11 protein-coding genes are annotated in these 12,336 nt (G+C 73.0%); 4 read left to right on the top strand and 7 right to left on the bottom strand.

Translation table 11 applies throughout. The features are described from left to right. Positions 1 to 65 precede the first annotated feature (65 nt). Positions 66 to 545 (bottom strand): anthrone oxygenase family protein, encoded by a 480-nt coding sequence (locus ACWCPW_RS42070; protein ID WP_406297143.1) that lies wholly within the window; start codon positions 543 to 545, stop codon positions 66 to 68. A 2-nt stretch (positions 546 to 547) separates the two neighbouring features. Continuing rightward, complete coding sequence (locus tag ACWCPW_RS42065; protein WP_449766900.1) at positions 548 to 1,402, bottom strand: NAD(P)H-binding protein; 855 nt, start codon at positions 1,400 to 1,402, stop codon at positions 548 to 550. An 80-nt stretch (positions 1,403 to 1,482) separates the two neighbouring features. Between ACWCPW_RS42065 and ACWCPW_RS42060 the strand changes: the two genes are divergently transcribed. Beyond that, the gene (locus tag ACWCPW_RS42060) at positions 1,483 to 2,472 is read left to right on the top strand and encodes an AraC family transcriptional regulator (protein WP_449766899.1); all 990 of its coding nucleotides are present in this window, start codon (positions 1,483 to 1,485) and stop codon (positions 2,470 to 2,472) included. Between the two features lie 61 nt (positions 2,473 to 2,533). On the opposite strand, the gene ACWCPW_RS42055 is transcribed toward ACWCPW_RS42060, so the two are convergent. Continuing rightward, the gene (locus ACWCPW_RS42055; RefSeq protein ID WP_449766898.1) at positions 2,534 to 3,970 is read right to left on the bottom strand and encodes a HAMP domain-containing sensor histidine kinase; all 1,437 of its coding nucleotides are present in this window, start codon (positions 3,968 to 3,970) and stop codon (positions 2,534 to 2,536) included. Continuing rightward, positions 3,967 to 4,668, bottom strand: coding sequence for a response regulator transcription factor (locus ACWCPW_RS42050; protein WP_449766897.1), 702 nt, complete (start codon positions 4,666 to 4,668; stop codon positions 3,967 to 3,969). The genes ACWCPW_RS42055 and ACWCPW_RS42050 overlap by 4 nt, the downstream gene beginning before the upstream one ends. 65 nt (positions 4,669 to 4,733) lie before the next feature. On the opposite strand from ACWCPW_RS42050, the gene ACWCPW_RS42045 reads away from it, so the two are divergent. Continuing rightward, the gene (locus ACWCPW_RS42045) at positions 4,734 to 5,936 is read left to right on the top strand and encodes a UDP-N-acetylglucosamine--N-acetylmuramyl-(pentapeptide) pyrophosphoryl-undecaprenol N-acetylglucosamine transferase (RefSeq protein WP_449766896.1); all 1,203 of its coding nucleotides are present in this window, start codon (positions 4,734 to 4,736) and stop codon (positions 5,934 to 5,936) included. After that, positions 5,933 to 6,976 carry an SDR family NAD(P)-dependent oxidoreductase gene (locus ACWCPW_RS42040; RefSeq protein WP_449766895.1) on the top strand — a complete coding sequence of 348 codons (1,044 nt, stop codon included), beginning with the start codon at positions 5,933 to 5,935 and terminating at the stop codon, positions 6,974 to 6,976. The genes ACWCPW_RS42045 and ACWCPW_RS42040 overlap by 4 nt, the downstream gene beginning before the upstream one ends. Before the next feature lie 77 nt (positions 6,977 to 7,053). Here the strand turns inward: ACWCPW_RS42040 and ACWCPW_RS42035 are convergent, their stop codons facing one another. Further along, the gene (locus ACWCPW_RS42035) at positions 7,054 to 8,103 is read right to left on the bottom strand and encodes a carboxymuconolactone decarboxylase family protein (RefSeq protein ID WP_449766894.1); all 1,050 of its coding nucleotides are present in this window, start codon (positions 8,101 to 8,103) and stop codon (positions 7,054 to 7,056) included. A 187-nt stretch (positions 8,104 to 8,290) separates the two neighbouring features. Between ACWCPW_RS42035 and ACWCPW_RS42030 the strand changes: the two genes are divergently transcribed. Continuing rightward, positions 8,291 to 9,472: an SCO2583/SCO2584 N-terminal domain-containing protein gene (locus ACWCPW_RS42030; RefSeq protein WP_449766893.1), complete on the top strand. Its 1,182-nt coding sequence runs from the start codon at positions 8,291 to 8,293 to the stop codon at positions 9,470 to 9,472. Positions 9,473 to 9,586: 114 nt separating this feature from the next. Here ACWCPW_RS42030 and ACWCPW_RS42025 read toward each other — a convergent pair whose 3' ends face one another. Together ACWCPW_RS42025 and ACWCPW_RS42020 are read right to left on the bottom strand one after the other, a co-directional pair. Then, entirely contained in the window at positions 9,587 to 10,498 is a 912-nt protein-coding gene (locus ACWCPW_RS42025) for a DUF2797 domain-containing protein (protein ID WP_449766892.1), read from the bottom strand. Positions 10,499 to 10,753: 255 nt separating this feature from the next. Further along, a complete protein-coding gene (locus ACWCPW_RS42020; RefSeq protein WP_449766891.1) occupies positions 10,754 to 12,334 on the bottom strand; it encodes an acyl-CoA synthetase in 1,581 nt (526 codons plus the stop codon). Positions 12,335 to 12,336: the final 2 nt, after the last annotated feature.

Raw genomic sequence — 12,336 nt, 5'->3', positions numbered from 1 at the left:
TGCTGCGGTGCTGCGGTGCTGCGGTGCTGCGGTGCTGCGGTGTTCGGGTGGTTGCGGAGCCGGGGTCAGCGGGTGAGGGCGATGACGAGGAAGGCCGCCGCCGCGATGCCGGAGAGCGCGCGCAGGTGGTTCGCCCGCGTCCAGTCGGCGAGGTAGCCGGCCCACAGCCGCTCCTCCGCCGCGGAGTTCGGCTCGACGGCGGCGAGCGCGTTGTTGCGGGGCACGTGGTACCCGGCGGTGAGCACGATCGTGCCGACCAGGTAGAGCGCCGCGCCGACGAGCAGATAGACCGCGTACGCCTCGCCCCACGAGACGATCGCCGCGATGCCCAGGCCCACGCACAGCAGTGCGGTACCGAACAGGCCGGCCATGAAGGGGGCGGTCACGGCCGTGACGTTGATCGACCGCATGGCCGCGGCCCCCTGAGCCGCCGGGAGCCGGCCGAGGCCCGCCATGACGAAGGAGGAGAAGCCGAAGAAGACTCCGCCCATGCTCGCGCAGCCCAGGGCCGCGACGAGGGTCAGGATGAACAGGGGGCCGCTCATGGTCACACCTTCCAGACACCGCGGGCGGCGGCGTCACGTGCGTAGTCGGAGAAATCGCGAGGCGCCCGGCCGAGCGCCCGCCGCACGCCGTCGGAGACGTGTGCGTTGCGCCCGTCGAGAACCTCGCCGAACAGGAAGGACAGCAGGTCGATGACCTCCGCCGGTACCTGGTGCTCGACCAGGACCGCCGAGTATGCCTCCAACGGGACCTGCGTGAACGTGATTTCCCGGCCGGACGCGCGAGCGATCTCGGCGACCGCGTCGGCGAAGGTCAGCAGCCTGGGACCGGTCACCTCGTACACCTGGCCGGTGTGCCCGTCCTCGGTGAGCGCGGCCACCGCGACGTCGGCGATGTCTTCCACGTCGATGAACGGCTCGCCCACGTCGCCGACCGGCAGCGCCAGGTCGCCGCTCATGATCGGGCCGAAGAACTCGCCCTCGTCGAAGTTCTGCGCGAAGAAACTCGCCCGCACGACGGTCCAGTAGGCGCCGGAGGCGCGCACCCGGGCCTCGGCGTCCTGCGCCTCGGGCTCGCCCCGACCGGACAGCAGGACCAGGTGCCGGACGCCGCTCTCGACCGCGAGGTCGGCGAGCGCGCCGACCGTGTCCGCGCCGCCGGGGGCGGCGATGTCGGGCTGGAAGGAGACGTACACGCTGTCGATGTCGCGCAGGGCCGGGGCCCAGGTGGTGCGGTCCTCCCAGTCGAAGGGGATGGGCGCCGACCGGGAGCCGAGCCGGACCGAACGGCCGAGCGCGGTGAGCTTCTCGGCGATCCGGCGGCCGGTCTTGCCGGTCCCGCCCAGGACCAGCGTGGTGGTGTCGGTGGTGTTCGCGGTGTGCTGCTCGTTCGTCGTCATGGCTTTATTCAAGGCCCTGGCGGTGAGAGTTAACATCGCTGAAGCGCCCAATTACATGTTTGATCGTCTAAGATTTCGGCATGGACGCTCTCGCGAGTCTGCTCAACGGGCCTCGGGCGCAAGGCGCCTTCCTGCTGCGTTCGATGCTGAGTCCGCCGTGGTCCATGCGGATCCACGACGAGGCGCCGCTGACCATCGTGGCGATGGTGCGCGGGCACGCGTGGATCGCGCTCGACCGGGGGGACGCGGTACGGCTGACCGCCGGCGACGTGGCCGTCGTACGCGGCCCCGACCACTATCGGATCTCCGACGAGCCGGGTTCGCAGCCGCAGATCATCATCCATCCGGGCCAGCGCTGCTCGACCCCGGAAGGGCGGGACCTGGCCAAGGAGATGGCCCTGGGCGTGCGTTCGTGGGGAAACAGCGCGGACGCCGAGACGATCATGCTGACCGGGACCTACCAGATGGCCGGCGAGGTCAGCCGTTCGCTGCTCGAATCGTTGCCCACGCTCGCGGTGATCCGCGCGGACGAGTCGGACTCCCCGGTCATCCCGCTGCTCGCCGACGAGATCGTCAAGGACGGGCCGGGGCAGGACGCGGTCCTGGACCGGCTGTTGGACCTGTTGCTGATCTCCATGCTGCGCACGTGGTTCGCCCGCTCGGGCACGGACGCGCCGGGCTGGTACCGCGGTTACCGCGATCCGGTGATCGGGCACGTGCTGAGCCTGATCTACAACAACCCCGAGCAGCCGTGGACGGTCGCGTCGCTGGCCGCCGAGGCGGGAGTGTCCAGGGCCTCGCTGGCGCGCCGGTTCGCCGAGGTGATCGGCGAGCCGCCGATGACCTTCCTCACCGGCTGGCGCCTCGCGCTGGCCGCGGACCTGTTGTGCGAGCCGACGGCCACGGTCGGCGGGGTCGCCGAGAAGGTGGGCTACGGCGACGCGTTCGCGCTCAGCACGGCGTTCAAGCGGGTCCGGGGGCTGAGCCCGCGCGAGCACCGCACCCGGGCGCTGCGGCGCGAGGGTGTGGGCATCGACGGCTCGCGGCACCTGATCCCCGACCGGGGCTGACCCGGCCCGGCCCGGCCCGGCCCGCCCGCCCCGCCCGCCCCGCCCGAATCGCCCGTGTCGGTCAGCCCGGTCCGCTCGCCGGCCCGCCGGCCGGTGGCGCGGTCGTCGGGGGCGCCGGGGGTGCCGCGGCCGAAGGCGCGGCGGCGAACCGCAATCGGAACAGCGCGCCACCGCCGGGTGCGGACTCGGCCGTGAGCGTGGCGCCGTGTGCCCTGGCGATCTGTCGGGCCATCGCCAACCCGAGCCCGGAACCGGGCAGCGCCCGCGCGGCGGAGGCCCGGTAGAAGCGGTCGAACACGTACGGCAGGTCCTCGGGCGCGATGCCGGGACCGTGGTCGCGCACGGTGAGTTCGAGGTCGACGCCGAGCACCACCTCGACCGGGCCGCCGGCCGGGCTGAACTTGGCCGCGTTGTCGAGCAGGTTCGACACCAGTCGGGCCAGCCGGGCGGGTACGCCCGGCACCGTGCGCTCGCCCGCGAGATCGACGAACTCGAAGGACACCGCCGGCCAATGGCCCCGGGCCGCCCGCACACAGTGCCCGACCAGCGTGCTCGGCCGGACCTGCTCGACCAGCGGCTGCGGCTCCTCGTCCCGGGCCAGTTCGATCAGGTCGTTCACCAGGCCGGTCACCTCGCGCAGTTGACGCTGCAGCCCGGCGCTCGCGCGTTCGCGCTGATCCGCGGTCAACCGGTCGGCCAGGCCCAGCAGTTCCGCGTTCGTGCGGAGCGCGGTCAGCGGGGTGCGCAACTCGTGCGAGGCGTCCGCGACCAGCCGTCGCTGCGCGGTCACCGACTGCTCCAGCTCGCCGAGCATCGCGTTGAAACTCCCGGCCAGGCTGGTGAGTTCGTCCTCACGTCGGCCCGGCGGCACATCGATGCGCAGGCTCGCGTCCCGGGTCGCCGCGATCCGCTTCGCGGTCGCGGTCAGTCGGGCCACCGGGGCCAGGCCGGTCCTGGCCACCGCGTAGCCCAGCCCGGCCGCGAGCAACACGCCCGCCGCCGCGACCGCCGCCATCAGCTCGCCCACCTGCCGGACGCCCTTGTCCACCCCGTCCGAGCGCAGCGCCACCTGGATCGCCTTGCCCGGACCACCCTGGGTGGTCAGCATCCGGGCGGGCCGGCCGCCGACGGTGACCTTGGTGTGGAACGCCCGGCGTTCGCGCGCCGCCACCTCGCGTGTCGCGGACCCCACCGGCAGCAGATACGGCGCGGACGGGTCGGCCCCGGGGTCGGCCGGCACGATCTGGGCGCACGGCGGGGCGGCCAGGTAGGCGCATTCGCCCTGGAGCACGCCCGGCGGGTCGGCGCGGTGCTGGAGCCGAACCTGTGTGGCCTGCTGGGTCAGGTTCAGTTCGAGCTGATGGACCAACTCGTAGCGGATGATCGTGTACGCCGCCGCGCACACCCCGAGCGCGACCAGGGCCACCGCGCCGGTGCAGGCGAGGGCGAGACGGGTGCGCAGCGGCCGACGCCTGCGCCACCGCGCGTGCGCCCTCACCCGCGGTCCGGGTCGCGGTCCAGCCGGTAGCCCACCCCGTACACGGTGTGCACCAGGCGCGGTTCGCCGCCCGCGTCGAGCTTGCGGCGCAGGTAGCCGATGTACACCGCGAGCGAGTTGGAGTCGGGACCGAAGTCCGCGCCCCACACCCGGTCCATGATCACCTCGCGGGGCAACACCTGGCCCCGATGCCGGAGCAGCAGTTCGAGCAGGGCGAACTCGGTCCGGGAGAACTCCAGTGGCCGGCCGCCCCGGTTGCCGGTGCGGGTGCGCGGGTCCACGGTCAGGTCGCCGTAGGTGTAGGCGCGCTCCTCGGCCGGTTCGGGGGCCACCCGGCGCAGCAGCGCGCGCAGGCGGGCGGTCAGCTCGTCCAGCGCGAACGGCTTGACCAGGTAGTCGTCCGCGCCCGCGTCCAGCCCGTCCACCCGGTCACTGACCGAGTCGCGCGCGGTCAGCACCAGGATCGGGGTGCGGTCGCCGAGGGCGCGCAGTCGGCGGCACACCGCGAGGCCGTCCAGGACCGGCATCAGGATGTCGAGCACGATCGCGTCCGGTTGCCAACCGGCCACCTCGCTCAGCGCCGCCGGGCCGTCGGCGGCGCCGCGCACGAGGTAGCCCTCGACCGCGAGGCCGTCCTCGACGGCGGCGCGTACTTCCGGGTCGTCGTCGACGACCAGCACTCTCGGTCCGTTGCCCATGGGGCCAAGGCTCTCAAAAGGGACGCTTAGAACTCTCTTATCCCGGGCCGTGAGGCTTCGGTGTCATGCGCTCAGGACATGCGGAACACCTCGACGAAGGGCCCGGCGACCGGCCGCTCTCGGTGCTGATCGGGGCCGGCGGCACCGGCGGCCACATCTACCCCGGGCTGGCTCTCGCGGACGCGTTGCGGCGCGCCGATCCGAGAGCGGTGATCTCGTTCGTGGGCACCGATCGCGGTCTGGAGACCCGATTGATCCCGGCGGCGGGCTACCGGCTGCACACCGTGGACATGATTCCCTTCGACGCGGCGCTGGGGCTGCGCCGCTACCTGCTGCCCGCGGCGCTGCTGCGCTCCGGGCTGCGCTGCCGGGAGATCCTGCGCGCCCAGGGTGCGCAGGTCGCGGTCGGGATGGGCGGCTATCCCAGCGCGCCGGCGATCGTCGGCGCGCGGCTCGCGGGTCTGCCGAGCGTGGTGCACGAGTCCAACGCGGTACCGGGTCGGGCCAACCGGTTCGCGGCCCGGCTGACCCCGAACGTCGCGCTCGCCTTCGACCGCACCCGCGAGCACCTGCCCGCGGGCCTGGCCGCCGAGACGGTCGGCATGCCGCTGGTCGGCGAGTTGGCCGGGCTGGACCGGTCCGCGCTGCGCCCCGAGGCGCGGGCCCGGCTCGGGGTGCCGCGCGGTGCGCGCCTGGTGCTGTTCAACGGCGGCAGCCTGGGCGCCTCGCGACTGACCGAGGCCGCCGTCGCACTGGCCGGGCGCTGGCGCGAGCGCGCCGACGTGCGACTGCTGATCAAGACCGGCCCGGCCGCGTTCGAGGCGGTCCGGGCCGCGGTGGCGGGCAGCCCGGTGGCCGAGGCGGTCGCCTACCTGGACCGGATGGACCTCGCGTACGCCGCCGCCGACCTGGTGGTCTGCCGCGCGGGCTCGGCCACCGTCGCGGAACTGGCCACCATCGGCGTGCCCGCCGTGCTGGTGCCCTACCCGTACGCGCCGCACGACCACCAGACGCACAACGCCCGCGTGTTGTGCGACGCCGGCGCCGGGTTGCTCGTGCCGGACGCCGCGTGCACCGGCGAGCACCTGGCGGCGGTACTCGAACCGCTGCTCGCCGACTCGTTGCGGCTGGCCGCGATGGCCCGCGCGAGCGAGCCGGACACCCACGCGCACGCCGCCGACCGACTGGCCGCCGCGGTGCTGCGCACGATCGGCCGGTCCGCGGCACCGGCTCCGCAGCACACCGACGAATCCCGGAGGATCGCATGACCACCAGCCTCGACCCGAACACCCCGACCCCGAGCCCGACTTCGGCCCCGGCCCCGGCCGACTGGACCGGCCGCACCGTGCTGGTCACCGGCGCCGAAGGCTTCATCGGCAGCACGCTCGTCGACCTGCTGGTCGAACGCGGCGCCCGGGTGCGCGCACTCGTGCACTACAAGCCGTACGCCGAACGCGGCCACCTCGCCGCCCATATGGCCGACGGGCGGGTGGAGATGCTCGCGGGCGACGTTCGCGACGCGCATCGTGTCCTGGACGCCGTCGCGGGTTGCGACACGGTGTTCCACCTGGCCGCGCTGATCGGGATCCCGTACAGCTACCAGGCACCCGAGGCGTACGTGCAGACCAACGTGGTCGGCACGCAGAACGTCGCCGCGGCGTGTGTGCGGCACGGCGCCCGGCTCGTGCACACCTCCACGAGCGAGGTGTACGGCACCGCGCTGGTCGCCCCGATCGCCGAGACCCACCCGCTCCAGCCGCAGTCGCCGTACTCCGCGTCGAAGATCGGCGCGGACATGATGGCGCTGTCCTATCGGTACGCGTTCGAGCTGCCGGTGTCGGTGGTGCGGCCGTTCAACACCTACGGTCCGCGCCAGTCGGCCCGTGCGGTGATCCCGACGATCCTGGCCCAACTGCACGCGGGCGGCCGCGAGGTGCGGCTCGGTTCGCTCACCCCGACCCGGGACTTCACCTACGCGACCGACACCGCCGAGGGGTTCCTGGCGGTGGCGTTGGCCGACGCCACCCTGGGCGAGGTGATCAACCTGGGCACCGGCACCGAGGTCTCGATCGGTGAACTCGCCCGGGCGCTGATCCTCGCCTCCGGCCGGGACGCCGAGGTCGTGGTCGAGCCCACGCGCCTGCGTCCGACCGGCAGCGAGGTCGAACGCCTGCTCTCGGACAACACCAAGGCTCGCGAACTCGCCGGCTGGAAGCCCCGCGTCGACCTCGCCGAGGGACTGCGCCGCACGTCCGCCTGGATCCGCGACAACCCCCGGGCCTTCGCCCCGAACCGCTACCAGGTCTGACCCACCGGCGGCGGCCGGATGCCTCGCGGCGGGTCGACCCGGCGGCCGCGGCCGGACTGCGTACCGGTGTTCAACCTCTACCGCCGCTTCGCGCCGATCGCGTGGGGGCGGGGGCCGGGTCGCGACCCGTACGTGCTGCCGCGGGACGACGCGGCGGAGGCGTCCTCGGCCACACCCGCGGCCACGCCCACAGTCACGCCCTCGGACAGGCCCACAGCCACGCCCTCGGACAGGCCCACAGTCACGCCCTCGGACAGGCCCACAGCCACGCCCTCGGACACGCCCCAGCTCCGGTCCGGGTGCGCGGCTCGCTCGGCGAAGACCGTGCGGGCGACGGCGACGCCGTTGAGCGCGGCCGGGAAACCGGCGTAGCCGGCCATCTGGGTGATCGTCTCGACCACCTCCTCCTCGGTGCCGCCGACGTTGAGCAGGGCGTGGATGTGCACCGCGAGCTGCGGCGCGGCCGTGCCGAGCGCGGTGCACATCGCGACCGTGGCGAGTTCGCGCGAGTGCAGGTCCAGGCCGGTGCGCGCGTACACGTCGCCGAACGCGAACTCCAGCAGGTACCGGCCCAGATCGGGGGCGATGTCGCGGAGCGAGGCGATCACCTGTTCGCCGGCGTGGCCGTCGATCTCGGAGAGCGCGGCCAGGCCCCGGCGGTAGCGGTCGTCGGTGGTCTCGCCGGGCGCGGGGGGCTCGGCCGGTGTGGGTTCCCCGGCCGCCGGGTGGGTCTCGAAGACCTCGCGGGCCGCGCCGAGTCCGCTGAGCGCGGCCGGGAAGCCGGCGTAGAGGCAGACGTGGATCAGTGTCTCCACGATCTCGCGCCGCGTGCACCCGACGTTGAGCGCGCCGGCCAGATGAAAGCGCAGTTGCGGTTCCGCGCGGCCGAGTGCGGCCAGCGCCGCGACGTTGACCAACTGCCGCTGTCGGAGCGTGAGTCCGGATCGCGAGTAGATGTCGCCGTAGCCGAACTCGACGGTGTACCGGGCCAGGTCCGGGGCGATGTCGGCGAGGCTGTCGAGGACGGCGGGCCGATCGGTGCCGGCCACCTGTCGCAGTACGGCCAGGCCGCGTTCGTAGCGGGTGTCCGAGGTCGTGTCGGTGGTCTCGGGTGCGTTGTCGTTCATGATCGGGAGCGTACGAGTTGGAGTGAACTCGAAGTCAAGACGCGCGCTGTCGTGAACTCGGGGGTAGGTAGACCGGGCGTGTTCGGCACGGAAACGGTCCGTGTCGGGGAACCGCTGCTTTCGAAGGGAAACGTGATCTGCGCCACCCGTGATCGGACCTGTCGGTTGGCGTCGATATCTTGCTCGCGTGTCGGAACGCAGGGGGGACCGGGACGCCGCCGATGGCCGCGACCGGACGGACGGTCAGGCGGGTGACGCGTCGGGTGGGGCCGACGCGAACGACCCGTTCGAGGGGTATGTGTTCGACGAGAATTTCGTCAAGGGCGCGACCCGGGTCGAGGGGTCCGCGCGGGCGCGGATGCTCGCTCGCAAGTGGGCGGAGGAGCCGCCGGAGCATGTGCCCTGGCGCGCCGACGGGCCGAAACGGCGCGGTGGGCGGCGCCCGCTGCGCACGATCCTGGTACTCGCCGCGGTGCTCGCCGTGGTGGCCTTCGCCGCTGCCCCGGACCGGGTGTACGGCTGGTTCAGCGGGTCGAACACGGCCACCGCGGACGATCCGATGGTGCAGCCGCCGGTCACCGGCGTTGCCACCTCCGTGCCGTCGACGGCGGCGGATCGGCGGGGCGTGGACCCGAATCGGCCGACCAGGACGAACCCGTTCGCGGGCTCGCCGGCGGTGAACTACGCCGACAACGAGGCGGGACTGAGCCTGCCGGAGGTCAAGTCCGTACCCGGGTACTCGGCGGCCGAGGTCGGCGAGGCGCTGGACGTGACCCGCCGGCTGCTGATCGCGGGCAATCTGGACCGCGAGGTGCTCGCGGGCGGCCGACCCACCACCTTCCTCGGCCTGCTGGATCCGGCCGACGGGGTCGCCGCGCGGATCGAGAACGCGGTGATCGCCAATCGATGGGACGGCGACAACGCGCGGTCGTGGCTGACCAGATTCGATCCCAAGGATGTCGAGTTGGTCGGCCGGGTGGTCAAGGTGAACGGTGTCATGACCTACGACACCGATCGCGAGGGCACCCTGACGGTGCACGCCGACTTCTCGTTCGTCTACCCGGTGGCCAAGGCGGGCAGTGGTTCCGGCGCGAGTGTCACCCGCTCGGTGGTCCGCAGGATGATGGAGACGAAGGTCTACCGGGCTCCGTATCAGGCCACCGCGCGCGGCCGGGTCGCCTTGGGGAACGTCGACGCCGACATCGCGAACAGCTCGTGCACCCGCCTGGACGGCTTCGTGCACCCGGAGTTCGAAGGCGACCCCCAGGGCCCGAGCCACGCCCCGGCGACGATCGACCCGTACGACCGCAGCAAGCCGATCGACGCCGACGCCGAACCGGACGAGTGCCCGGCGGTGTCGCGGATCTGAGGCGTCGGCCCGCCGTGCTCCGGAACCGAAGCCGGGCGAAAGTCGTTCGGCAATGCTTTAGGGCGTGTCCGCAATCCCCCGTCGTGGAGCTCGGCGGGGGATTGAAGGCACGCCCTAGAACAGCCCTTCCTGTACCGACCCGTCCGGCGCCATCCCGGTGTCCAGAGGCTTGACCGCGACGCCGGAGGTGCGGCCTCGATCGGGGGTCAGCCGCCAGCCGGTGAGCAGGCGCAGGTCCACGAACAGCGGGCCGGTGTCCGTGGTGATCAGCGCGTCGTGACCCGCGACGCAGGTGAACTCGCCGTGCAGCACCGCGTCCTGGGCGAGCGCGGCGACCTGGTCCCGGGTCGGCGGAGGCGGGTCGGTCAGGCCGTAGAACCGGGTCAGGTCCTGGATGTCGCACTCGGCCGGGGTCAGTGTGTCCGGCAGCAGCGGGGTCAACCGCGCGTGCGCCTGCGCGAGTTCGGTCGGCGGACCGGGGGTGCGGGTCCGCCACCAGGCCGCCGCCTTGGCCCGGTGCGGTATCCGTTCGCGGACCGTGCCGGTGGCCGAGCACTTGCGCTCGGTGCTGCGGATCGGCACCAGCGGGCCGTGCGCGAGCCAGGTGAACATCGGCGCGCCCTGGTCGGCGAGCCGGGCCGCGCGGCGTTCGGTGGCGGTGAGGCCGACCTTGACCAGGCCGGGGCCGAACCACGCGAGGTAGAGCGAGAACGGGCGCGGGTCGTCCATCGCCTGGTCGCGCGCGAGCTTTCGACCCGGATCGGCGAGCGCGCACGCGTCGCACTGCGATCGGGCGGCCGTGGGCGGCAGCGGCGCGAGGGTGGGACACGCCACCCGCCGACCGGTCTTGCGCCGGATGCCGACACAGGTGCGTGGACCGGACAGCCGCCAGCCGGCGGTGGTCCCGGGGGCGAGCGGGTGCAGCGTCTGCTCGTCGGCCGGGTCGGTCAGCACCAGGTGTGGTCGACCGTCGTTCCAGCGGATTCCGGTCGCGAGCAGTCCGGGGCGCTGGTGGGGGACGGTCATGGAGCCACGATAGGTGAAGCGGGCCGCGCCGCGGGATCCCGCCCGCGGCACAACCGCCTCGCCGTGCCCGCGCCCCCTCGCCGGACCTCCCGCTCGCGCCTTTGCCGCGCCCGCGACTCCGCCGCCGCGCCCGGAACGCGCCACACCCGGAACCCGTCGCGCCCGGAACGCGCCACACCCCGAACCCGTCGCGCCCCGAACCCGTCGCGCCCGGAACCCGTCGCGCCGCCCGGCCGCCCCGCCGCCTCGACCACCTCAGCCCGACAGCGCCGCCACGGCCGTCTCCTTCGCCCACCGATAGTCCGGTTTCCCGGCCGGCGTGCGCGGCACCTCGGCGACCGTGACCAGGTCGCGCGGGATCTTGTACCCGGCCAGCCGGTCGCGGGTGTGCTCGGCCAGGTCCTGTGTGGTCAGCGTGTGACCCGGGCGCAGCGACACGACCGCGGCCACCCGTTCGCCGAAGCGGGCGTCCGGGACGCCGACCACGACGGTGTCGTAGATCGCCGGGTGCGCCTTGAGCACACCCTCGACCTCTTCGGGGAAGACCTTCTCGCCGCCGGTGTTGATGCACACCGAGCCGCGTCCGAGCAGCGTCACGTCGCCGTCGTCCTCGACCCGGGCGAAGTCGCCGGGGATGACCCAGCGCACACCGTCGGGGTCGACGTGGAAGGTGTCCGCGGTCTTGACCGGGTCCTTGTAGTAGCCGATCGGGATGTACCCGGTCCGGGCGATCCGGCCGCTCTCGCCCACGCCGACCGGGCGCAGGTCCTCGCCGAGCACCGCGGTCTTCGGCTTGAGCGGGAATCGGCCGCCCGGGGTCTGCGAACTGCCCGCGCCGAACTCCGAGGCGCCGAAGCTGTCGGCGATGTACAGGCCGGGGACCAGCCGGGTGAGCTGGGCCTTGACCGACGGGGACAGCAGCGCGCCGCCGGAGCCGATCACCTTGAGCGTCTCGAGCTTGTGGCCGCCGCTCTCCAGCGCGTCCGCGATCGGGCGCGCCATCGCGTCGCCGACCAGCATCATCGTGACGCAACCCTCGCGTTCGACGGCCCGCAGGATCTCGGCCGGGTCGTAGCGCAGGCCGGTCCACAGCACCGCGGTGCCCGCGCTGAGCAGGGTGATCCAGGTGACCCACTGGCCGTTGCCGTGCATCAGCGGTGTGGTCAACATCTGTACGAGCGGAGCGCCCTGGGCCTTGCCGGCGAGCAGTTCGGGGTCGGCGATCGGTTCGCCGCCGAAGTTGCCGCCGCCCATCGCCGAGCAGAAGATGTCGTGCGAGCGCCACTCGACACCCTTGGGGAAGCCGGTGGTGCCGCCGGTGTAGACCATGTACCGGTCGTCGGGAGAGCGCTGCTCGAAGTCGCGAGCACCGCTCTCGGCGGCGAGTGCCGTTTCGTAGTCCACGGTGTCGTCGAGCTTGTCGTCGAACTCGTCCGCGAGCACGAACACGTGCGCGAGCGCTGGCGCGTCCGCCCGCACCGCCGCGACCTTGGGCAGATAGCCGCGCTCGACGACCAGTGCGGCCAGGTCCGCGTTGTCGACGATGTAGCGCAGTTCCTCTTCCACATAGCGGTAGTTGATGTTGATCGGCACCATCCGCGCCTTGAACGCGCCGATCATCGCCTCCAGCCACTCGGCCCGGTTGCGCGAGTAGATGCCGATGTGGTCGCCGGCCGCCAGCCCCGCCGAGGCGAACGCGTGCGCGACGCGGTTGGCCCGCTCGTCCAACTCGCGGTAGGTCAGCCGGACCTCGCCCGCGACCAGCGCGAGCCGGTCCGGACACGCGTCCACCACGACCTCGAACAGGTCCGCCAGGTTGAACACCCGCTGGGTCATTG

The sequence above is a fragment of the Embleya sp. NPDC001921 genome, from assembly GCF_053594475.1.
The sequence above is the reverse complement of the archived record's forward strand: the minus strand, read 5'-3'. Positions and strand labels throughout refer to the sequence as shown.